Origin of the sequence: Chromohalobacter sp. 296-RDG, assembly GCF_029889885.1 — a bacterium.
Classification (GTDB): domain Bacteria; phylum Pseudomonadota; class Gammaproteobacteria; order Pseudomonadales; family Halomonadaceae; genus Chromohalobacter.
On record NZ_JARANY010000004.1, the window covers coordinates 127,628 to 149,884 of the forward strand.

General features: G+C 61.0%; 21 protein-coding genes and 4 tRNA genes. 8 read left to right on the forward strand and 17 right to left on the reverse strand.

Going from position 1 to position 22,257, the window contains the following annotated elements:
- Positions 1 to 230 precede the first annotated feature (230 nt).
- Positions 231 to 306 (reverse strand) — tRNA-Thr (locus OP495_RS03365).
- A 58-nt stretch (positions 307 to 364) separates the two neighbouring features.
- Entirely contained in the window at positions 365 to 565 is a 201-nt protein-coding gene (locus OP495_RS03370; RefSeq protein ID WP_280562676.1) for a hypothetical protein, read from the reverse strand.
- Positions 566 to 918: 353 nt separating this feature from the next.
- Here OP495_RS03370 and OP495_RS03375 point away from each other — a divergent pair, with 353 nt between their 5' ends.
- Both OP495_RS03375 and OP495_RS03380 read left to right on the forward strand, forming a co-directional pair.
- Complete coding sequence (locus tag OP495_RS03375) at positions 919 to 3,153, forward strand: NADP-dependent isocitrate dehydrogenase (RefSeq protein WP_280562675.1); 2,235 nt, start codon at positions 919 to 921, stop codon at positions 3,151 to 3,153.
- A gap of 656 nt (positions 3,154 to 3,809) precedes the next feature.
- The gene (locus OP495_RS03380; RefSeq protein ID WP_280567219.1) at positions 3,810 to 4,364 is read left to right on the forward strand and encodes a flavin reductase family protein; all 555 of its coding nucleotides are present in this window, start codon (positions 3,810 to 3,812) and stop codon (positions 4,362 to 4,364) included.
- A gap of 106 nt (positions 4,365 to 4,470) precedes the next feature.
- Here the strand turns inward: OP495_RS03380 and OP495_RS03385 are convergent.
- The 7 genes from OP495_RS03385 to OP495_RS03415 all read right to left on the reverse strand — a co-directional run bounded on the left by OP495_RS03385 (position 4,471) and on the right by OP495_RS03415 (position 9,107).
- A tRNA-Thr gene (locus OP495_RS03385) sits at positions 4,471 to 4,546 on the reverse strand.
- A gap of 21 nt (positions 4,547 to 4,567) precedes the next feature.
- A tRNA-Gln gene (locus OP495_RS03390) sits at positions 4,568 to 4,642 on the reverse strand.
- A 6-nt stretch (positions 4,643 to 4,648) separates the two neighbouring features.
- Positions 4,649 to 4,724, reverse strand: a tRNA-Phe gene (locus OP495_RS03395).
- 85 nt (positions 4,725 to 4,809) lie between these two features.
- Positions 4,810 to 5,082 (reverse strand): oxidative damage protection protein, encoded by a 273-nt coding sequence (locus OP495_RS03400; RefSeq protein WP_280567221.1) that lies wholly within the window; start codon positions 5,080 to 5,082, stop codon positions 4,810 to 4,812.
- A 27-nt stretch (positions 5,083 to 5,109) separates the two neighbouring features.
- Positions 5,110 to 6,171 (reverse strand): A/G-specific adenine glycosylase, encoded by a 1,062-nt coding sequence (mutY, locus tag OP495_RS03405; RefSeq protein ID WP_280567224.1) that lies wholly within the window; start codon positions 6,169 to 6,171, stop codon positions 5,110 to 5,112.
- Between the two features lie 114 nt (positions 6,172 to 6,285).
- Complete coding sequence (locus OP495_RS03410; RefSeq protein ID WP_280567227.1) at positions 6,286 to 8,655, reverse strand: AsmA family protein; 2,370 nt, start codon at positions 8,653 to 8,655, stop codon at positions 6,286 to 6,288.
- Positions 8,652 to 9,107, reverse strand: coding sequence for an acetyl-CoA sensor PanZ family protein (locus OP495_RS03415; RefSeq protein WP_280562670.1), 456 nt, complete (start codon positions 9,105 to 9,107; stop codon positions 8,652 to 8,654). Before OP495_RS03415 ends, OP495_RS03410 begins: the two co-directional genes overlap by 4 nt.
- Before the next feature lie 206 nt (positions 9,108 to 9,313).
- Between OP495_RS03415 and hisB the strand changes: the two genes are divergently transcribed.
- From hisB to hisF, 4 genes are all read left to right on the forward strand, one after another.
- Positions 9,314 to 9,907, forward strand: a complete 594-nt coding sequence (hisB, locus tag OP495_RS03420; RefSeq protein ID WP_280562669.1) for an imidazoleglycerol-phosphate dehydratase HisB — start codon at positions 9,314 to 9,316, stop codon at positions 9,905 to 9,907.
- A 28-nt stretch (positions 9,908 to 9,935) separates the two neighbouring features.
- A complete protein-coding gene (gene hisH / locus OP495_RS03425; RefSeq protein WP_280562668.1) occupies positions 9,936 to 10,577 on the forward strand; it encodes an imidazole glycerol phosphate synthase subunit HisH in 642 nt (213 codons plus the stop codon).
- A gap of 63 nt (positions 10,578 to 10,640) precedes the next feature.
- The gene (hisA, locus tag OP495_RS03430) at positions 10,641 to 11,390 is read left to right on the forward strand and encodes a 1-(5-phosphoribosyl)-5-[(5-phosphoribosylamino)methylideneamino]imidazole-4-carboxamide isomerase (RefSeq protein WP_280567230.1); all 750 of its coding nucleotides are present in this window, start codon (positions 10,641 to 10,643) and stop codon (positions 11,388 to 11,390) included.
- A 2-nt stretch (positions 11,391 to 11,392) separates the two neighbouring features.
- The gene (gene hisF, locus OP495_RS03435; RefSeq protein WP_280567233.1) at positions 11,393 to 12,166 is read left to right on the forward strand and encodes an imidazole glycerol phosphate synthase subunit HisF; all 774 of its coding nucleotides are present in this window, start codon (positions 11,393 to 11,395) and stop codon (positions 12,164 to 12,166) included.
- Positions 12,167 to 12,173: 7 nt separating this feature from the next.
- Here hisF and OP495_RS03440 read toward each other — a convergent pair whose 3' ends face one another.
- Together OP495_RS03440 and OP495_RS03445 are read right to left on the reverse strand one after the other, a co-directional pair.
- Positions 12,174 to 12,770: a YjaG family protein gene (locus OP495_RS03440; RefSeq protein ID WP_280562664.1), complete on the reverse strand. Its 597-nt coding sequence runs from the start codon at positions 12,768 to 12,770 to the stop codon at positions 12,174 to 12,176.
- A gap of 23 nt (positions 12,771 to 12,793) precedes the next feature.
- Entirely contained in the window at positions 12,794 to 13,090 is a 297-nt protein-coding gene (locus tag OP495_RS03445) for an MGMT family protein (RefSeq protein WP_280567234.1), read from the reverse strand.
- Positions 13,091 to 13,152: 62 nt separating this feature from the next.
- Between OP495_RS03445 and OP495_RS03450 the strand changes: the two genes are divergently transcribed.
- Positions 13,153 to 13,860, forward strand: a complete 708-nt coding sequence (locus OP495_RS03450; RefSeq protein WP_280567237.1) for a type 1 glutamine amidotransferase — start codon at positions 13,153 to 13,155, stop codon at positions 13,858 to 13,860.
- Between the two features lie 28 nt (positions 13,861 to 13,888).
- Here OP495_RS03450 and mnmH read toward each other — a convergent pair whose 3' ends face one another.
- The 5 genes from mnmH to OP495_RS03475 form a co-directional block, all read right to left on the reverse strand.
- Positions 13,889 to 14,974 carry a tRNA 2-selenouridine(34) synthase MnmH gene (mnmH, locus tag OP495_RS03455; RefSeq protein WP_280567241.1) on the reverse strand — a complete coding sequence of 362 codons (1,086 nt, stop codon included), beginning with the start codon at positions 14,972 to 14,974 and terminating at the stop codon, positions 13,889 to 13,891.
- On the reverse strand, positions 14,971 to 16,008 hold the full coding sequence (selD, locus tag OP495_RS03460; RefSeq protein WP_280567243.1) for a selenide, water dikinase SelD: 1,038 nt from the start codon (positions 16,006 to 16,008) through the stop codon (positions 14,971 to 14,973). Before selD ends, mnmH begins: the two co-directional genes overlap by 4 nt.
- 54 nt (positions 16,009 to 16,062) lie before the next feature.
- Positions 16,063 to 17,439, reverse strand: a complete 1,377-nt coding sequence (gene radA / locus OP495_RS03465; RefSeq protein ID WP_280562660.1) for a DNA repair protein RadA — start codon at positions 17,437 to 17,439, stop codon at positions 16,063 to 16,065.
- Between the two features lie 133 nt (positions 17,440 to 17,572).
- On the reverse strand, positions 17,573 to 18,031 hold the full coding sequence (locus OP495_RS03470) for a copper resistance protein NlpE N-terminal domain-containing protein (protein ID WP_280562659.1): 459 nt from the start codon (positions 18,029 to 18,031) through the stop codon (positions 17,573 to 17,575).
- A 102-nt stretch (positions 18,032 to 18,133) separates the two neighbouring features.
- The gene (locus OP495_RS03475; RefSeq protein WP_280567245.1) at positions 18,134 to 19,231 is read right to left on the reverse strand and encodes an alkene reductase; all 1,098 of its coding nucleotides are present in this window, start codon (positions 19,229 to 19,231) and stop codon (positions 18,134 to 18,136) included.
- 197 nt (positions 19,232 to 19,428) lie between these two features.
- On the opposite strand from OP495_RS03475, the gene hisC reads away from it, so the two are divergent.
- Entirely contained in the window at positions 19,429 to 20,484 is a 1,056-nt protein-coding gene (gene hisC / locus OP495_RS03480; protein WP_280562657.1) for a histidinol-phosphate transaminase, read from the forward strand.
- Positions 20,485 to 20,559: 75 nt separating this feature from the next.
- Here the strand turns inward: hisC and fliD are convergent, their stop codons facing one another.
- The gene (fliD, locus tag OP495_RS03485) at positions 20,560 to 21,888 is read right to left on the reverse strand and encodes a flagellar filament capping protein FliD (RefSeq protein WP_280567247.1); all 1,329 of its coding nucleotides are present in this window, start codon (positions 21,886 to 21,888) and stop codon (positions 20,560 to 20,562) included.
- Between the last annotated feature and the right edge of the window lie 369 nt (positions 21,889 to 22,257).

Sequence of the window (22,257 nt, forward strand, 5' to 3'; positions counted from 1 at the left end):
GACGCCCGAAACGCACAATTTAGCGTTGGCGGGCGCTCGCCATCAGAAAGCATCGTGCGAAGCCAAGCCGTGTCAGGCAGCTCGACCAACCTTAACGTTAGGAGAGGATAGGAGGTGCCGCAAAGCATGCGGCGAAAATTCAGAGGAATCCGGCAGAATGCCAGAGAATCAGGCATGCAACGCAAACCGCCGCCCGGAAGCTCCGTGGCGGCGGTTTACGGATATCTTTCTGGTGCCGGTGAGTGGACTCGAACCACCGACCTACGCATTACGAGTGCGTTGCTCTTCCAACTGAGCTACACCGGCGACGGCGCATGATAGTAATCAGGTTCGCGTGGTCAGACAAGCCTCTCGGCCTGTCACCTTATGCAGGCAATACCGGCATGGTCAGCAGTAGCCAGAGGTATATCGCAATCAATGCCGCGACGACCGCTGCGATGGCCCAGGCCATGCGTTCTCGCGTCGCTTGATCCCGGGCGACAAGGTGCTTGAGCGCTATTCGTGCGCCCCACCAGACGCCTACCAGCACCAGCAATGGAATGCCTACGCCGATCAGAAATGTCATATCGCCTCCCACTTTCCGACCATGCCCAACTATCATGACGCAACGCCCGCGAGTCTCGCAGCGGTCGCTAAGCTCGACAAGTGTATGTCTTCTGATGACAAGATTGTCGACAGTGTATATGCGCAACAAACACTGCACTGGTATAATCTGACACGATCGCTGGGTCGCCGGCACCATGACGGGCCAACCGAATTCACCATCTGCATGATGATCCAAGCGCTTTCGCGGGGACAGCATCATCGCCGCACGAGCGGGGCTGCCCAAGACCGCCGGCAAGCACTTGTATCGCCCCCAGCCAACCCGCATCGCTGAAGATTCGTGCAACCGCTGTGACAAGAGAGGTCAATATCCAAATGTCCAACACGCCGAAGATCATCTATACGCTCACTGATGAGGCCCCCGCGCTGGCGACCCATTCCCTGCTTCCGATCATCGCCGCTTACACGAGCACAGCCGGCATCAGCGTCGAGACCCGCGATATCTCGCTGGCTGGTCGCATCCTCGCTCAGTTCCCGGATCTCCTGAGCGACGAACAGCGCATGAGCGACGACCTGGCCGAGCTCGGCGAGCTGGCCAAGACGCCGGAAGCCAACATCATCAAGTTGCCCAACATCAGCGCTTCCGGCCCGCAGCTCAAGGCCGCGATCAAGGAACTGCAGAGCCAGGGCTATCCGCTGCCGGATTATCCGGACGAGCCGAAAAACGACGCAGAGAAGGCGATCAAGGCCGCTTTCGACAAGGCCAAGGGCAGCGCGGTCAACCCGGTTCTGCGCGAAGGTAACTCCGACCGTCGCGCGCCGCAATCGGTCAAGAACTACGCGAAGAAGTATCCACACCGCATGGGTGAGTGGAGCGCCGACTCTCAGTCGCATGTCGCGCACATGAGCGAAGGCGACTTCTATGGCAGCGAGCAGTCCGCCACCATCGAAAAGGCCGGCAAGCTCAAGATCGAACTCAAGCAGAAAGACGGCACCACCAGCGTCCTCAAGGAAGGCCTGGCGGTTCAGGACGGTGAAGTCGTCGACGCCTCACGCATGAGCAGCCGCCATCTGCGCAACTTCATCGACAGCGAGATCAAGGATGCCAAGAAGCGCGGCGTGCTGTTCTCTCTACACCTGAAAGCCACCATGATGAAGGTTTCCGACCCGATCATGTTCGGCATGGTGGTCGAAGAGTTCTACAAGGACGTGCTCGAGAAACACGCCGACGCCCTCGAACTGGCGGGCTTCAATCCCAACAGTGGCATCGGCGACCTCTACAGCGCGATCGAGTCCCTGCCCAGCGAACAACAGGACGCCATCACGAGCGACATCGACGCGCTCTACAAAGAGCGTCCGCCGATGGCGATGGTCAACTCGCACAAGGGTATCTCCAACCTGCATGTGCCCTCTGATGTGATCATCGACGCGTCCATGCCGGCGATGATTCGCGATTCCGGCAAGATGTGGGGCACCGACGATGCGCTGCACGATGCCAAGGCCGTGATCCCGGATCGCTGCTACGCCGGCATCTATCAGGTCACCATCGATGACTGCAAGAAGAATGGCGCCTTCGATCCGACCACCATGGGTAGCGTACCCAACGTCGGCCTGATGGCGCAGAAGGCCGAGGAATACGGCTCTCACGACAAGACCTTCCAGGCCGATGCGGACGGCACCATCGTGGTCACCGACGAAAACGGTCATCAACTGTTCAACCATGACGTGGAAGCCGGCGACATCTGGCGCATGTGCCAGACCAAGGACGCGCCGATTCAGGACTGGGTCAAGCTTGCCGTCACTCGCGCCCGCGACAGCGCCACCCCCGCCATCTTCTGGCTGGATGCCAACCGCGCGCATGATGCGAAGCTCATCGAGAAAGTCGAAGCCTACCTCAAGGATCACGATACCAGCGGCCTGGATATCCGCATCATGGCGCCGGAAGACGCCATGCGCTTCTCGCTGGAACGCACTCGCAAGGGCGAAGACACTATCTCCGTCACCGGCAACGTGCTGCGCGACTACCTGACCGACCTGTTCCCGATCATGGAACTCGGCACCAGTGCCAAGATGCTCTCCATCGTCCCGCTGATGCAGGGCGGCGGCCTGTTCGAGACCGGCGCCGGCGGCAGCGCGCCCAAGCACGTCGAGCAGCTCCTGGAGAAAAATCACCTACGCTGGGACTCGCTGGGTGAGTTCCTCGCCCTGGCCGCGTCACTCGAGCACCTCGCCAAGGCGTACGACAATCCCAAGGCCAAGGTGCTGGCCAAGACGCTGGATCAGGCCACCGGTGAATTCCTCAACAGCAACAAGTCGCCGTCACGCAAGATCGGCGAAATCGATAACCGCGGCAGCCACTTCTATCTCTCGCTCTACTGGGCCCAGGCACTCGCCTCTCAGGACGAAGACGCCGAGCTGAAGGGGCAGTTCAGCGAGTTGGCCAAATCGCTCAAAGCCGACGAAGACAAGGTCGTCAAAGAACTCACCGAAGTGCAAGGTAAGCCGGTAGAGATCAATGGCTACTACCATCCCGATTATGATCTGACCAGCCAAGTCATGCGTCCCAGCGCGACGCTGAACGCCGCTCTGGATGCCCTCATGAAGCGTTAAACGCTGTATGCCGGGGCACAACATTTCGCCCCGCGCAGTAACAGCGTCAGAACAGGCCCATGCCCCGTGCATGGGCCTGTTTCGTTCAGAGGCAGGAAATTCAGAGGCAGGAAAAGAGTAGGAAGACCCGCTTCACCACCTTTCAGGCAGAAAAAAGCCCTCCGCCATGGGAGGGCTAAAACGTCGTACGCAGTGTGAACCACTACGCGATGGAATTGCGACTTCCTTGAAGGTTCCTCGCCGTCCATGGCTCACGTATACAAAAAATAACACATTAGAGACGCTTCGTTTACCTATATTCGATGTCTTTCTAGTAAGCCAATGCCGACGCAACGGGTCAGCATCCGACGACACCCGAAGAATTTTATCAGACGACCACTAATTCCCGAGTAAAATTGTCGGGTATTTAACCCAGATCAATCCAACCGCCTGTTCACTATGACATTGTGAGCGCCGTCGAGCAGGGATACGACCTCGGTGCTCAGCATCGCGCACAAGGAAGTGTGGAAAGGTCGCAAGGAGCTCGACAGGACATGCAATGACGCAACGTCCACAGCCCGGCCTCGGTCGGGCTTACTTGTGTCTGGCCCCCGCCAACGCCTTTCTCTGCCGCAATGGGCTATTTTAATCGGAGTGCCATCGTGCAAGGAGAAGGTATGACACCACGCAAGGCCGACTTCCCCCTCGATCAATGCCGCTGTCACCTGGAAACCGGCCCCATCGTACTGGTGGGCTCGCAATGGCAGGCAGAACGTAACCTGATGGTGATGGGCTGGCACATGATGCTCGGCTTCACGCCGGCACACTTCGGTTGCCTAATCACCGCCGCCAATCACAGCCATCGCCTCGTACGCGAAAGCCGCGAATGCACGATCAACATACCGACACTGGAGCTAGTCGACGCCGTGGTCGGGGTGGGCAATAGCGATGGTGATACGCTCGATAAGTTCGACGCCTTCGGGCTGACACCGACACCGGGCAAGATCGTCTCTGCACCGCTCGTTGAGGAATGCTATGCCAGCTTCGAGTGCCGCCTGGTCGACGACAGCCAGATAGACCGCCACGAGCTGTTCATCTGGGAGATCGTCAAAGCCCATGTAGACACCTCAATCGGCCTTCCCCGCACCCTGCATTATCGCGGTCACGGCCGCTTCATGGTCGCCGGCGACGAAATCGATTGCTCGGCGGACTTCAGGGTGCAGAATTTGTAATGCCTAATGAGCGCTGTGGATACTTGATGGACACCCACAAAAAAACCGCCTCGATGGGCGGTTTCTTTCAAGGCTAAAAAAGCCTTTAGAATCAGTCGCTAAGCTATGGTGCCGACACCAGGAGTCGAACCCGGGACCTACTGATTACAAGTCAGTTGCTCTACCAACTGAGCTATGTCGGCATAGCATAGAGCCGTTAGCGATGGCTGGGGTAGCAGGATTCGAACCTGCGCATGCTGATACCAAAAACCAGTGCCTTACCACTTGGCTATACCCCAGCAAATTGGTGGCCAGAGACGGAATCGAACCGCCGACACGAGGATTTTCAATCCACTGCTCTACCGACTGAGCTATCTGGCCGCTGCCAACGGAGACGCATTAAACCGAATTCTTCGGTTCGGGTCAAGCCTTTTAATTCAAAAAGATGCCGACCACCGGGCCTGCTTTACTGGCTCGGGGGTACGTAGCCTTCAGCCTGGTCGGTATCTTGATTGTCCAGGAAGCGCTCCATCTGCTCCATGAGATAGGTACGCGCTTCGGGGTCCAGCAGGCTGAGGTGCTTTTCGTTGATCAAACGGGTCTGCTGCGCCTGCCATTCGTCCCAGGCTTGCTTGGAAACCGTTTGCTGGATCTCCTGCCCCTTGGCACCGGGTAGCGGCGGAAACGGCAGGGCCTCGAGCTCCTGTTGGTACTTGCGGCAAAAGACAGTCTGGCTCATGGCGCTTACTCCTAACGTATTGCGGGGTTACGAAACATCTCGGTCGAGCAGTGTCTTGACCGGCGCCGCCAATCCTACACTAGCGGGCGCCTTGGCGTCGTACCATAGTGCCTCTGCCTCTCCGACCTCGGAAGGTAGCTCATCCAGACGTGCCGGCGAGGGCGTGATCTTCAAGCGAAAATGGCTAAAGGTATGCGTGAATGCCTCGCCATCCGCCTCGCGCTTGGCGTGGGGGAAGCGCTGATCGAGCCAGGCGCGTAGCGCTTGCTCGTCATCGAACTGGGGCAGACTCCACAAACCGCCCCACAATCCGCTAGCTGGACGTTGCTGGAGGAAGACGCGCCCCTGTGGGTCACGCAATACCAGCATCTGTGTGACGCGCTCAGGCAGTGCCTTGCGCGGTTTGGATTCGGGGAAGCGCGTTTCTGCGCTACGCGCATGCGCCACGCAAACATCTTCGAAGGGGCATAGCAGGCATGCCGGCTTGCTTCGCGTACATAGCGTCGCCCCCAGGTCCATCATCGCCTGGGTATAGTCGGCCAGACGCTCATCCGGCGTGTAACGCTCCGCCAGTGTCCATAGCTCACGCTCTACGGCAGGACGGCCGGGCCAGCCTTCCACGGCATGCAGACGAGTCAGTAAACGCTTGACGTTGCCGTCGAGAATCGCCGCGCGTCGGCCAGTGCTGATGCTGATGATGGCGCCGGCGGTGGAACGCCCGATGCCGGGCAGCGCGGAAAGCGCCTCGACGCTGTCCATCGGAAACTCGCCGCCATGTTCATCCATCACCACTTGGGCGGCCTTGTGCAGGTTACGCGCTCGTGCGTAATACCCCAGCCCCGTCCAAAGATGCAGCACCTCGTCTTGTGGCGCTCGTGCCAGGGCGGCGACATCCGGGAAGCGTTCCATGAAACGCTGATAGTAGGGAATCACCGTGGCGACCTGCGTCTGCTGCAGCATGATTTCCGACACCCAAATGCGGTAGGGCGTCTTGTCGAATTGCCAGGGCAGTGTCTTGCGGCCGTGAACGTCGAACCATTCGAAGACCCGCCGACGAAAGGTGTCAGCGGTAAGCGGAATTTCCTGCATGCGCGTTATCGTCCAGCCGGCGGCGATGCCGTCAGATCATGGGGATGAGGGGTCAGGTAGATACTAAAAAAAGCGCCGACAGGTGTCGGCGCAGGGACTGGCTTTAGGCTTTGCTCACTTGAGTAGACCACGCAACTTGTCCCCGAGTTCCTTGGCGGAGCCTTCTCCCAACGTTTCGTCGATCTTGCGCGCAGTATCGCTGTCGAGGTTGTCTTCCAGCGCTTCATCGAGCTTATCACCGGCTTCGTGCTTGGCTTTATCCTTGGCCAGCTCTCCCAACGTGTCCTGGAAGGCCTCACGATCGAAGCGACACCATTCACCCGGCTCTCCGCCCAGTTGCCCTTCACAACGCACCGGCAGGCTTACCTGTTGCAGGCGCGAGGTTACCCGACAGGCATTTTGGTCGGCGGTATCGATGAAGCGCGCCTTGAGATCGTAATCGAAACGCTCGGTAGGAATGTTGAACGAGCCCGCGCCAGTCATTTCGATGCCCGGAATGCGCACCTCGAGATCGTCGTTGCGCGCCACGCCATCGGTGATATCGAGACTCGCCGACAACGTGTCGAAGGGCGTGTCGTCGCTCCATTCGCGATCCGACTGGTTGCCGTCCAACATGGCAGCGGCGGTACATAGCTGACGCGAGACATTGACGTCGAGCATCGCGCCGTCGTCGATGCGTAGCGAAGCCGTACCGTTGAGATGGCGCTTGAGCGACTCGAGCTGATTGGTCTGCGAGGTGACGTCGCTTTCCAGATTGAGCCGGCCGCGCAAGGGCGATTCCGCGTCGTTGATATCTTTATACAACGGCGCGATCTGCACCCCGGAGAGCGACTGCGTCATGGCCAGGCGCAACGGCGATTGACGGAGATCCAAGCTACCCTGGGCGTCGAACGTGCCATCGTAGAGCTTGGCCGACAGGGACTCCAGACGCTGACGCCCGTCGTCACCCGCCACGCGCAGCGCTACATCCTGAAGTGTCATGCCCTTGAGGATCACGGTGTTCACGTCCAACTTGCCATCCAACGTCAAGTTGGACAGCCATTCAGCGGGAAGCAAGCCGGCGCTCTCGGCGGCGGCATAGGCCGACGAGACGCCCAGCGTTTCGACGACGCTCGCCGTGTCTTCGTCCTTACCCTTCTCTGCACTTTCGCCATCCTTCCCGGCGGGCGGCAGATAGGCGTCCAGATCGAGACGCTCGCCCTGAAGATCGAAACTCAGCCACTGGCCATCGAAACCGGCGCCCAACTCCCCGGTCAGCGTTTCGCCATCGAGCAACAGGCTAAGATTCGAGAAATTGATGCGCTGGAGATCGCCATGCACGGGGCTGGTCATGGCGAGCTCGCTCAGCGCCTTTTCATCCCCGGTCTCGGGCAGGGCATCGAAACGCTTGAGCCAATCCCGCAGGGGAAGCGGCGCCAGCTTGAGCTGTCCGGTGTACTGCGGCGTCCCGAGCAGTTGGGTAAAGCTCAGTGTCCCCGTCAGGTTCAGGTCGTCATCGCCGCTCAAGGTGATATCACGCAACTGGGCGGTTTGAGCATCGAGATCGGCTTCGCCGTCGAAGCCCAGGCTCAACCCAAGCGGTTTGCCTTTCACGGCGGGATGGTGCAGCCGCGTATCGAGCTTGGCGTCATCGAGACGGTAATGCTGCTCCTGCGTCTCGGCCAGCAGGTGGCCGAGTTTCAGATTGATGCCCTGCGCCTGATCGGAAAGCGCCGGCCACTGCGTGCTGGTTTCCAGAGTCACGTTGTTGAGTTCATAGCGGCCGTCGCGCAGGCCCAAGCGTACACGGCTCTTGAGCTTCACCTGGCTGGTCAACTCAGGCGCCTGGCTGTCGAGATCAAATGACATCTGCAATGGAAAGGCGGCATCGGGGTTGACGTTGCTACCCTCCATGCTGAGCTTGGAGAGCGTTAGATCCAAATTGCGCTGGGCGTCCTGATAATGCACTCGACTGTTGCGTACCTGGACACTCGCGATATCCAGCGCCACGGGCAGACTGTCGGGATTCTGATTCAGCCCCGGCCCTGCCGATGCCGGCGCCAAGGCCTCTTCAGCCTGGTCACCGCCGCGCCCCATGCGATCGAGCAAGACTTCCCAATTGCCGCGACCTTCGGCGTCGCGCTCGAGATTGAGCCGCATGCCATCCAGCGTCAGCCCTTCCACGGCTACCTCGCCGGAGAGCAGCGGCGCGAACGCCACGCTGACCTCGGCTCGGTCGAGCGCCGCGAATGCCGAGTCATCGTGCGACTGCTCGGGCAACCAGGCCTCGGCCTGCTCGACACTGAAGCCCAGGCGTGGATAGAAGGACCATGACAAGGGGCCGTCCAGGTTGAGCTCCAGCCCGCTTTGATCGCGCACCGCCTCGACGAGCCGGGGCTTGAGGTCGTTGGGATCGAAGAACGTGGTGATATAGACCACGGCGCCGACCACGATCAAGGCCAACACCCCGACCACCGCCAGCAATGCTCTCAGCAGCGCTCTCATTGGCGCCCTCCCTGTGACGCTAATGGATGAAATTCATAGTACGTTCCGTCGGCGGCGGGATGATAGCCAAGCCGGGTCAACAACAGTTGGTCCCCCATCATCAGTACTGCAGTGGGAACGCGCGGCGTACAGCCTTCGCCTTGCGCACGCTCGGCAATCAGCATCAATAACCGTGAGCCGACTCCGCGGTGCCGGGTTTCGGCACGTACGCAGAAATGTGACAACCACCATACGCGAGTTTCGCGACGCACGGCGACCGCTCCCAGTCGACGCGCGTTGAATAACGCGCAGCAGAACACGCCGCCCTGGGTGAAGTGACCGTCGATGAAGCCCTCGACAGGCGCGGGAAGACGCTCGGTGGGAGCATCGCGGTAGATGCGCGCGAGATCCTGCGCCACTTGGGCATCCTTTTCCCATTCGGCGTAATCGATTTCCTGCAAGGTCACCGGCATGCCTACTCTCCCTGGACGATCTCCCTGGCCCTGTCACAAACCCTCGAGCATTGGTGGAGGGACGTGGGCATCGCCCCTGAACTCCCGTCATTGTAGCGGATGGCCGGGGCGATTCTCTATAATGACCGTTCCATGGCGCCGCGAGCCTTGCGCATCCACGCCTGCATCGCGCGCCCCGTTCACGTCCGAAGTGCTGGAGACCCCCTATGGCCGAGCGCGTCGCCACCGTGTCCCGCGACACCCACGAGACCCAGATTCAGGTCCGTATCAACCTCGACGGCGAGGGCCATTTCCAATCCGAAACGGGCGTCGCATTTCTCGATCACATGCTCGATCAGGTAGCGCGCCACGGCCTGATCGACCTGGAGATCAATGCTCAGGGCGACCTGCACATCGACGATCATCATACCGTTGAGGATCTCGGCATCACCCTAGGGCAGGCCTTCGTCCAGGCCATCGGCGACAAGCACGGCATCCGGCGTTACGGTCATGCCTACGTGCCGCTGGACGAAGCACTCTCCCGCGTCGTGGTAGACTTCTCGGGGCGCCCAGGACTGAGCATGGATGTCGAGTTCACACGCGCGAACATCGGCCGATTCGACACGCAGCTGTTCTGGGAGTTTTTCCAAGGCTTCGTCAATCACGCCCAGGTCACGCTGCACATCGACAACCTCAAAGGCTTCAACGCCCACCATCAGGCGGAAACCATCTTCAAGGCCTTTGGCCGCGCACTGCGCATGGCGGTGGAACCCGACCCCCGTATGACCGGGCGGATGCCCTCCACCAAAGGCAGCCTGTGAGGCTCTCACGACGCGCTAAGGAGCGAGCATGACGATTGCGGTCATCGATTACGGCATGGGTAACCTTCACTCCGTCGCCAAGGCGCTGGAACACGTCACGCATGAGAACGTCGTCATCACTGACGATTCGCGCAGCATCCGTGGCGCTAGCCGCTTAGTACTGCCCGGCCAAGGGGCGATTCGTGACTGCATGGGCGAATTGCAGCGCAACGATCTGCAGGGTGTGGTTCACGAAGTGCTACGCGCCCAGGCCAAGCCGTTACTAGGCATCTGTGTCGGCCAACAGATGCTGATGGAAGAAAGCGAGGAAAACGGCGGTGTGGTGTGCCTTAGCCATCTGCCAGGGCGCGTGCGTCATTTCGAGCGTGACCTTCGCGATACCCAGGGCCAGCGCCTGAAAGTGCCTCACATGGGCTGGAACCGCGTCACGCAACATCACCCGCATCCGCTCTGGGCGGGCATCGACGACGACGCACGCTTTTATTTCGTGCACAGCTATTACGTCGAGGCACAGGAAGACAGCGATATCTTCGGCACCACCGAATACGGCGGGCATACCGCGCATGTCGCCACCGGCCGTGGCCCGGTCTTCGCTGTGCAGTTCCATCCCGAGAAAAGCGCGCGTGACGGGTTACGCTTGCTCGAAAATTTCGTCACCTGGACGCCCTGAACGTCCAGGCCGGACACGCCGCCTTTCGATGGCGGCGCCACACGTATACCGAGAGGACACGTCATGCTGGTGATTCCCGCCATCGATCTCAAGGACGGCCAGTGCGTCCGCCTCAAGCAGGGACGAATGGACGACTCGACCACCTATGGTGACGATCCGGTGGCCATGGCCGCGCGCTGGGTCGAGACCGGAGCCCGCCGGCTGCATCTAGTGGATCTCAACGGCGCCTTCGAAGGCCAGCCAGTGAACGCCGAGGCGGTAACCGCCATCGCCCGCGCCTATCCCGAGCTGCCAATCCAGATCGGCGGTGGCATTCGCACCGCCGCGATCATCGAGGCCTATCTCGAGGCGGGCGTGTCTTACGTCATCATCGGCACCCAAGCCGTCAAAGACCCGGCTTTCGTCACCGAGATGTGCCGCGCCTTTCCGGGCCGCGTCATCGTGGGGCTCGACGCCCGCGACGGTTATGTCGCCACCGATGGCTGGGCCGAAGTGTCGACGCTCAAGGCCGTGGACCTGGCCAAGCGTTTCGCCGACGATGGCGTCACCTCGATCGTGTACACGGATATCGCCCGCGACGGCATGATGCAGGGCGTCAACATCGCGGCCACCGCCGACCTGGCGCGCGAGGGTGGCCTCCCGGTGATCGCCTCCGGCGGTGTCACGCATCTGGGCGACCTCGAGGAACTGCTCGAGGTGGAGCACGAAGGCATTCTCGGCGCCATCACCGGACGCGCCATCTACGAAGGCAAACTCGACGTCGCCGAGGCCCAGCGCCTGTGCGACGCCGCGCCAGCCACACGGAGAAGCTGATCATGGCACTCGCCAAGCGCATCATTCCCTGTCTCGACGTCGATGCCGGCCGCGTGGTCAAGGGCGTCAATTTCGTCGGCATCCGCGACGCCGGCGACCCAGTCGAGGTCGCCAAACGCTACAACCAGCAGGGCGCCGACGAAATCACCTTCCTCGACATCACCGCCAGCCACGAGGATCGCGGCACCACGGTGGAAATGGTCGAACGCATCGCCGGGGAGGTCTTCATTCCGTTGACGGTGGGCGGTGGCATTCGCACCTGCGACGACATCCGCACCATGCTCAACGCCGGCGCCGACAAGGTCTCGATCAACACCGCAGCGGTGACCAACCCGGATTTCGTCCACGAAGCGGCAGAACGCTTCGGGAGCCAGTGCATCGTCGTCGCCATCGACGCCAAGCGGGTCTCGGCTGAGGGCGAGCCGCCGCGCTGGGAAATATTCACCCATGGCGGACGCAAGCCCACCGGGCTCGATGCCGTGGAATGGGCGAGCAAGATGGTCGAACTCGGGGCGGGAGAATTGCTGCTAACCAGTATGGACCGCGACGGCACCAAAGCCGGTTTCGATCTAGGCGTGACCCACGCCATCGCCGATGCTGTCAGCGTCCCGATCATCGCCTCCGGCGGCGTCGGCCATCTCGATCACTTGGTCGCGGGCGTCAAGGAAGGCGGTGCGGATGCCGTGCTCGCCGCCAGTATCTTCCACTTCGGCGAGTACACCATCCCCGACGCCAAACGCTATATGGTCGAACAGGGGATCGAGATGCGACTGTAGGAGATGGCTACTCCTCGGCGCTGAGTCCCAGGTTGCTGACGCCTTCGTTACGCCCCAGGCGTCGCAGCGACTTGAGGGCGTCACGCGTCAGCGGCGCCTCGACGTGCTCGAGTACCGCTTCCTGGAAGTCGTGTTCGTCATCCATCAACGGATGCTCACGCACACGTGCCGCCAGCCGCTCGGCATCATCCTCCGCGCCGTCGGTCATCTCGATATAGGCATGCACGCCATCGCGTGACAGGCGACTCACGTCACGCGGCGACTCAGGCGCCTCACCACGCAAGGCATCGAGCAGTGCTGCCAAGGCCATCACCACCTCAACCGCCCGCCGCGCGCCGAAGCTGTCATCGGTTTCCGGCGGCTCCTGCTCGGCAAGTTTCTCGGCCTGCTTGTCGAAGTCGATCGCCGCATCCTTCACGACCAGCGCTTCCCACGCCAGGTCGAGCACGTTGCGCACTACCTTCGTGTCGCCGACGCCGCTCATCTCGGCATACAACGCATAGTTGGGCCACATGCGCTCGATCAAGGCCGCCATGAAGGCCAGCCGAGCCCGCGCGGGCAGTTGATCCAGACGGGCATGGAAGCCGTCGGCGGACGCTGTCATATCATTGCTCCTCATCAGCCTCGTCAGGGCCAGAGTATGTCTTGAAGAACGCGCCCACGGGCATCGAACACGACGCCTTCGGCGCGCAGCTTTTCATACTGACGCACGGCACCAGTATGCTCGGTCACGCGTCGGCTGGCATTAATGACGCGATGCCAGGGCAACCCATGGCCGCTGGGCAGGTGGCGCATGGCGCTACCCACCATGCGTGCCGTGGCGCCATCGGTCATGTTCGCGATGCGCCCGTACGTTGTCACTCGCCCCTCGGGAATCTGAGCGACGATGGTATAAATCTGTTCAAGTACCTCGGCTCGCGGCATGCTAGCTCTCCTCGACGACCCCACTTGCTGCGGGGGGACGGCTTTACCATCATGGGCGCATCATGCATATCTACTTTCTTCAGCACGCGGATTATCTCGGCCCAGCGCGCTTCGCCGATTGGCTGACGGGCATGGGCCACAGCCATAATACCTGCCATTTATACGCGGACGAGGCGCCGCCGATCTTCGACAATTTCGATGCCTTGATCGTGCTCGACGCCCCGTTCGGGCTCCACGAGGACACGCCACCAGCATGGCTCAAGCGCGAGCGTAAGTTGATCGCGCGCATGCTCAAGAGTGGCAAGCCGCTGCTCGGCGTCGGTGTGGGTGCGCAGTTGATCGCCGAGGCGCTGGGCGCCATCGTCTCCCGGGGTACCTATGCCGAGCGCGGCTGGCAGCCTATCACCCTGGCCGACGAGAGTCCCTTCAATCTGCCCGAACGCTTCGAGGCATTCACTTGGCATCACGATGTCTTCGGCTTACCGGACGAGGCCTCGCCTCTGGGCGGCAGTACCGCCAGCCCGTTGCAAGGGTTCGCCTGGGACAGCGGCCGCGTGGTGGCGCTGCAATGTCACCTGGAGGCCACCGTCGCCTCGGTCAGCGCCCTTTACGATCATCTTGCGGCATTCGACGAGCGGCTCGCGGCTGCCGACGGCGCTTACCTGCAAACCCGCGAGACGGTCATGGAGGAACCGCGGCGTTTCGACCGCCTGGCCGCCCTGCTCGACCGCGTCATGCTCGATTGGCTGCATCACGCCCGCCGGTCTTGAGCCCAGACAAGGCGCAAGACTGGTTCATCTAACGCACGAGCGATGCCGACCAGTCCTGGGCAAAGGCCAGGCAGCTCTCCCAGTCGCCGACATGCAACGCCTCATGGGGAGACTGCTCAAGCTGATAGCGATACATGGGATCGTAGTATTCGAGCATCAGCGGCGCGAGCCAGGCTTCGTGCGCTTGGGTGTTGCCGCGCTCGTGTTCACGGAAGGCCAGCGCCTGCAAACGCTGCAGACGCTGGAAACGCGCACTGCCCAGGCGTTTACGCACACGCTTGAGCGCGCTGGAAAGCTGCTTGCGCATCAACGCCCAACCCAGCCACTCGCCATAGTGGCCACGATAGGTCTGCCACAGGGTCTCGATATAGTCTTTGCGTATCTGTTCGAGGCGCCAGTCCAACGGCATTTCCACGCGAATGCGCGGCGCCGCTTCCATGGTTCGCCAGAAAGACAAGGGAATATCCAGCCGCCCGATCATGCGTGACTCATCCTCCACCACGCAGCCGTGCGCCTTACGCGACAGCGCCACACCTAGCGCATGCTCAAAGTCGATCTGCGACGGCCCCTGCAAGGGATGCCACCCGAACGCAGAGCCTTTATGCCGCGCATGACCTTCGAGATCGACGCCCGTGTCGAGACGTTGAATCAACTCGGTCTTGGCGCTACCGGTGAGGCCGGCCACGACGAGCGTCGGCCGCGTCGCCGCCGAGGTAATCTCGGCGTTCAGGCACTGGCGCATAGCCTTCCAGCCGCCTTGAATACGCGGCAGGGTGATGCCCGCCTCCTGCAGCCACTGCTGCGCGATTTGCGAACGCAGCCCGCCCCGAAAGCAATAGATCAGCGCTTGAGGATGACGCTCGGCAAACGCCTGCCACGCCGACACACGACGCCGTTTGAGGGCGCCATCCACCAATTGCGTGCCCAGCTCGATGGCGGCGGCCTGACCGGCTTCCTTGTAGCGAATACCCACCGCCTGGCGCTCAGCATCGTCCATCAACGGCAGGTTGACGGCGCCCGGCAAGGCACCCTGAGCGAACTCCACCGGGGCCCGCACATCGATCAACGGGCGCTCAAGCAGCGCCAACCCAGGCTCGATCTGCGGTAGGCTCACCCACGCACCTCGATCACACTGGCACCACTCGCGGAGCGCATCTCGCCGAAGGCTTCCAGCGTGAGGCCGTGTTGACGACCGATGCGCTCGACGTCATCCGCCCAGGCGGGGTCGACGCTCAGCAGCAGGCCGCCCGAGGTCTGGGGATCGCACAACCACTGCCAATGCGCCGCATCCATATCGGGCAAGGCCTCGCCCAGAGCCTGACGGTTACGCTGCGTGCCGCCGGGCACCGCCCCGCGCCGCCGGTACGCTTCCGCCTCGGCAAGCCGGGGCAGCTTGGTGAAGTCGATCCGCGCCTTGAGGCCGCTCGCCTGGCAGATCTCGCTGAGGTGTCCCGCCAAGCCAAAACCGGTGACATCGGTCATGGCATGCACGCCCTGGACCTTGGCCATCTCGATCCCGATCCGGTTGGCCTTCAGCATCGTGCGGCGCGCCAACCCTTGGTGACCGGATTCCAGCCAACCATGTTTTTCGGCTGTGGTCAGAAGCCCCACCCCCAGCGGCTTGGTGAGATACAGCAAGTCGCCTGCCTTGGCGTAGCTGTTGAGCTTGAGATGATCGAGATCGACCAGGCCATTCACTGCCAGGCCAAAGATCGGTTCGGGGGCATCGATGGAGTGCCCGCCGGCTAAGGCAAGGCCCAGCTCGCGGCAGATCGATTGCGCGCCGCCTACCACGTCGCCGGCGATTTCGGCGGCCAGCTTGTCGAGCGGCCATCCGAGAATGCCCAGTGCCATGATTGGTGTGCCGCCCATGGCATAGACATCGCTGATAGCATTGATGGCGGCGATGCGCCCGAAATCGAAGGGATCGTCGACGATGGGCATGAAGAAGTCAGTCGTCGATATAAGACCGCGACCGTCGCCGAGGTCATAAATGGCAGCGTCTTCGCGGCCCTGGTTGCCCACGATCAAGCGCTTGTCGGTGGCACCAGGGCCCGCCTTGGACAGGATGCTGTCCAGCACGTCGGGGGCGATCTTGCAGCCACAGCCAGCGCCGTGGCTGTATTGCGTCAGGCGAATGGCACTCATTGGGCACTCCTTGGCAATCGTTCACTCCATTCTACATCACCGGCGCGCCAGCGTTTACAGGGCTTCCAGGGCATCGCCGAGTTTATCGACAGCGATCACTTCCATGCCCTCGGGCGCCTGCCGTGGGGCATTGGCACGCGGTACGATGGCACGCTTGAAGCCGTGTTTGGCGGCCTCGACGATACGCTCCTGACCGCTGGGTACGGGGCGAATCTCGCCGGAGAGCCCCACTTCGCCAAAGGCCACCAGCTCACGTGGCAAGTTACGGTTCTGCAGACTGGAGACGACGGCCAACAACACGGCCAGGTCGGCGCTGGTCTCGAGCACTTTGACGCCGCCGACCACATTGAGGAAGACGTCCTGATCGCCAGTGAACAAGCCACCATGCTTGTGCAGCACGGCCAGCAGCATCGCCAGGCGATTCTGATCGAGCCCCACGGCGACGCGCCGTGGGTTGCCTAGCGCCGAATCGTCGAGCAATGCCTGGACCTCGACGAGAATCGGCCGCGTGCCTTCCCAGACCACCATCACCAGGCTACCGGGCGCTTGTTCTTCGGCGCGCGACAGGAAGATGGCGCTGGGGTTCTTGACCTCCTTGAGGCCATGCTCAAGCATCGCAAACACACCCAACTCGTTGACCGCGCCGAAGCGGTTCTTCTGCCCGCGCAGGGTGCGAAATCGCGAGTCCGCCCCGCCCTCGAGCAGCAACGACGCATCGATCATGTGCTCCAGCACCTTGGGGCCAGCCAGCGTGCCGTCCTTGGTGACGTGCCCGACCAGCATCAGCACGGTGTTCGACTGCTTAGCGAAACGCGTCAACGCCGACGAGGATTCACGCACCTGCGCCACGCCACCCGGCGCCGAGCTAATATCCTCCAGATGCATGGTCTGGATCGAGTCGATGATCAGCACGGCGGGCTTTTCACGCTCGGCGACCGCAAGCACCGTTTCGATGCTGGTCTCGGCGAGCATATTGAGTCCCTTGATCGGCAGCTGCAGCCGATGCGCACGCATCGCTACCTGGGAGAGCGATTCCTCGCCGGTGACGTACACAACCTTGTGCGACTGGGCCAGCTTGCAAGCGGTCTGCAGCAGCAACGTCGACTTGCCGGCACCGGGGTTGCCGCCCAACAGCACCGCCGATCCAGGAACGAGACCACCGCCCAGCACGCGGTCGAACTCGCCGAAGGAAGACGAGAAACGCGGCACTTCGGTGAGGTCGACTTCGCCCAGGTCGACCACGTCGCGCGAGACCAATCCCGCATAGCCGCTACGCCCCGTCGTCGATGGTGATTGCGCATGCGGCCGAGCGCTCCCCAGGCGCACTTCGTTGAGCGTATTCCACTCGCGACAGCTCGAACACTGCCCTTGCCACTTGCTGTACTCGGCACCGCATTCGGTGCACACGAAAGCGCTTTTCGCCTTGGCCATGTCGTCACTCCTTGCTGATCACCGACATTCTATCATCGCGCCCGGCATCGCCTCGTCCGGGTATGCCCCACGAAAGGTCCAGACATGCAAAAGGCGGCCCGTGGGCCGCCTTTTCGGTGATACGAGAACGCGATTACTGTTGGCGTTGCAGGCGCAGCGTTTCACCGTTCTCGAAGCGACGCAGTTGCGGATCGATCAGTTCCAGTGTGTTGGCATCGAGCTTCTGGAAGTAATAGATCTGCCCTTCGCCTTCAGGCGTCAGCTCGTAGACAGTCGCCTCGGGGTCTTCTGCGGCACCATCGATGACTTCCCACTGGCCGCTGTATTCTTCGGCCGGCGGATTCTCCGGATGGTTACGATATTCGGCTTGCAACTCGAAGGTGCGTTCATCCGCAGTCGCGTCTTCATCACCCATCAGTTGCACTTCAAGATCGATACCGTCGCAGCTGCGGCATGGCAAGGTGCCGCTGTAGACGGTCGGCTGTTCGGCTTGCTCCGACGCGCCAGGCTGGCCTTGCTGTGAGGTGCCCGTGGCACAACCGGCAAGTATGGCGAGCATGGCGGAACCGGCGAGCAACGTCCTGATCTGCATGATAGTCCTCCTAACCAATGGGTCTTGGGCCGCTCCCGCGGCCCCGTGGGTGACAGCATAGCGTCATGTGGCGCCATCGGACACCCTTTGCAGGCTTAGACCTCATGATAATGTCGGATAGTCCGTGTAACCTTCGGCACCACCGCCGTAGAACGTTGTCGGATTGGGCGCATTGAGCGTGCTATCGCGACGAAAGCGTTCGACGAGATCAGGGTTAGCGATATACGGACGCCCGAAGGCCGCGCCATCGCCCAGGCCATCGCGAATCAACGCCTCGGTGCGCTCGGCGGTGTAGTGCCCGCAGTAGATCAACGTTCCCGGGAAGCGCTTGCGCAACTCTCGGCGGAAGGTGTCGGTCAGTTGCGGTCCTTCGCCGGTCCAGTCGGGCTCGTTGACATGCAGGTAGGCAATGCCGCGACGCGTCAATTGCTCGGCCAGATAGAAGGCCATGGCCTCCGACTCGTCATCGCTCAGACCGAAGATCTCGATGAACGGTGAGATACGAATCCCGACTCGATCGGCACCCATGACCTCACTGACGGCATCGACGACTTCCAGGACCAGGCGCGCCCGGTTGACCAGGTTACCACCATAGCGGTCAGTACGCTTATTCGAGCCCGTCGCCATGAACTGTTGCAGCAGGTACGCATTGGCGGCGTGTACCTCGACCATGTCGAATCCGGCACGCTTGGCGCGTTTGGCAGCTTGGCGATAATCATCGATCAGCGCGGGGATTTCGTCGGTTTCCAAGGCTCGTGGCGTACTGGTCGGGTGCTGGCCCGAGCTGCCGTCCTCGAACTCGAGGAAGCAGTTGGCGCCTTCTGCCCGTAGCGCGCTCGGCGCCACCGGCGGTTGACCACCCGGCTGAATCTTGTGATGAGAGATTCGCCCCACGTGCCACAGCTGCAAGGCGATCCGTCCGCCGGCACGGTGCACGCTATCCACGACACCCCGCCAACCGGCTTCCTGCTCGTCGGTATAAATGCCCGGCGTATAGACATAGCCCCGCGCAGTGGGAGAAATGTTCGTTGCCTCGCTGAATATCAAGCCGGCATCGGCGCGCTGCGCATAATAGGTTTGCTGCAGCGCCTTGGGCACCATATCCAGCGTGCGAGCGCGGGTCAGCGGTGCCATCAGCACTCGGTTGGGGAGCGTCAGCTTGCCCATGGTGAGCGGTGAAAGCAGCGATTCGTAGGCCATGTCGCCTCCTGTAGAACTCTTGGGGATCATCACGATGTGCAAGAGATGAGGTCGTTAGTAAACTAATCAAGGGTCGAGTCGCATCGGAACAACCTACATCGGCCAACAGCAGAGCTGTTAAACACGGCGCGCCTTGCGCGTCACGAGGCGTGGCGTCACCATGGACGCCTACCTCATCACTGCTTGGGCGAGCGTTCATGAGCAAGTTCTGGAGTCCCGCCGTGCGCGAACTCACTCCTTATGTACCGGGAGAGCAGCCGCGCGAGCGCCTTATCAAACTCAATACCAACGAGAATCCCTATCCGCCCGCGCCCGGCGTCGAGCAGACGCTACGCGATTTCCCGGCCGACCATCTGCGCCTCTACCCGGATCCTGGTGCCACTGCGCTTCGCGAGGCACTGGCCGAAGAATATGGCGTCACGACCGAGCAGGTATTCGTCGGCAACGGCTCCGACGAAGTACTGGCACTGGCCTTCCAAGCGTTCTTTCGGCAGCCTCGTCCGCTGCTGATGCCGGCGATTTCCTATAGCTTCTATCCTGTCTACTGCAAGCTCTACGACGTGTCCTACAGAAGCGTGGCACTGGACGACCAGTGGCGCGTGCCACTGACGGCTTTCGATACCGACAATGGCGGCATCATCTTCGCCAACCCCAACGCACCGACCGGGCACGGACATCCGCGCGAGGCGATCGCTGCCTTGCTGGAGCGTAATACCGAGAGCGTGGTACTGGTCGATGAAGCCTACGTAGACTTCGGAGGCGAAAGCGCGATCCCTCTGGTCGAGCGTTTCCCGAACCTGTTGGTGACGGGGACATTCTCCAAATCGCGCAGTCTGGCAGGGCTACGGCTGGGCTTTGCAATCGGCCCGCGCGAACTGATCGAGGGGCTGGAGCGCGTCAAGGACTCCTTCAATTCATTCCCTATCGACAGCATCACCATCGAGGCAGGCATTGCCGCGCTGCGGGATCCAGCATACTTCGATGCCTGCCGCGAACGCGTCATCGCAACACGCGAGTGGACACAACGCTGCCTCGAAACGCTGGGATTCGAGGTGTTGCCCTCGCAGACCAACTTCCTGTTCGTACGCCACGATGCCTATCAGGGGCGTATGCTCTTCGACGCCTTGCGTGAGCGGGGAATTCTGGTGCGCCACTTCAACAAGGAAGCACTGAGCGACTTCCTGCGCATCAGTATCGGCACGGATGATGAGATGACGAGTCTCGTGGAAGCGCTCGAGGCTGTATGCAGCTAGCAAGGAGAGCCACAAAGCAAGACGCCTGCACGAGGGGCGGGCGTCGATCATGGCAAGCGTAACAGTGACGGATAATTACATCGCGGACAGCTGCTGTGTGAGATAATCACTAGTCTGATTCATCTCGGAGACCATGCTGTCGAGCTCCTGGAACTGGGAACGATAACGATCCACCGTGGTCGCTATGCTATCTTCCATCGATGAGTAACGCTCGTCGAGACGGTCCATCTGGTTTTCGGCACCGGTCACGGCGCCCTCCACCATACCGTCTTCACCTAGCATGGTATCCAGCTCTTCCTCGACTCTTCCCGCAATCCCCGTTGATTCGTCGGTCCCAGAAAACAAGGCCTGAACGTCGCCGGGCTGGCTAGCAAGCACCTCGTCGAGCCGATTCTCGTCAACTTCTAGCTCACCATCGACGTTCATCGAAATACCAGCATCTTCAAGGGTTTGCAGCGCCTCATCACCGACGCGTTCGGTCATCGTGCTTCGCAGTCGGGATTCCGCCATACGCGTCGTGCTGTCACCCAACAAGTCGCCGGCTTGCGTCTCGCCATCCTCGGAGCTGAAACTAGTGAGATCAGCAGTGGTCGATTTCATATCGTTGTAACTATCGACGAATCCCGTGATGGCGCCCCGGATCGACTCCTCGTCACGTGCTACCGTTACCGTGGACTCACCAGTATCCGTCAGGCTCAGTGTCGTGCCCTGAATGGCCTCTTCGACCTGATTGCTATCGCTCGTGATGGCAATGCCATTGACGTTCAGCTTGGCATCCTGAGCTTCGATTTCCGTATCAGCATCTAACGTCAATCCATCGAGACCATTGAAGGTGACGCTATCTATCGCCGCCTGCTCTCCCGTATCTTTGGACGCCAGAGCCAAGCGATGTTGATCACCGTCAAAAACGACGGAGGACGACACTCCAGTATCGCTGGCGTTGATCGCATCGCGCACATCGCTCAGCGTACTGTCTGCTTCAATTGTGACGTTCTTTGTCGTCCCGTCGCCTAATGCAACATCGAGGCTCGCCTCGGCCCCAGCATTGAGAACGGCTTCTTCATCGACGCCTTGTGTCGCCATACTGGAAGCTGTGGCTAATTGTTCGACGTCAACATCATAACGCCCAGGCGGAGCATCGGGCGTTGCGGCGGCACTCACGCTGTCGCCCTCGACATTGCTGGTCACGCTGTTGAAAAGCTCGGGATCATTCAAGTCGCTTGCGGATGACTGCACGTTCGACAAGGCACCCTGCAGCTTGCCATAAGCCGATATCTTCGTTTTCTGGTCGGCCTGCTGCTGCTGGATGGGCACGAGTTTCTGTTGCTCTGACTCTTGAAGTTGATCAAGCAGCCCGTTGAGATCAAGGCCGGAGCCAACGCCTAGTGACGAGATGGAAGCCATAACCGCCTCTTCCCCTTTTAGATGCGTTTCATCGCAAGCTTACGTCTGCTGATGTCTGTGCCCTACCCTAGCAAACCTCCAGCATATTAGGGAGGGAGAATAGCAACGAGAACTCTCGCGACTCCCGGCATTCAAAAGACTAAAGTTTTCACTCTGGCGGCCGATATTGCAGCGTTTTTCAGCCCCATAAACGACAAAACCCCCGCCTCTTTCGAAGCGGGGGTTTTCGAATAAATGCCTGAAATGCCTGACGATGACGGGCCGGCCATCCGGGACTCTCCATGGGGAAGGCCCTCAATGAATGAACCCCGACCAATGGCCGGGGTTCGAAATAAATGCCTGACGATGACCTACTCTCGCATGGGGAAG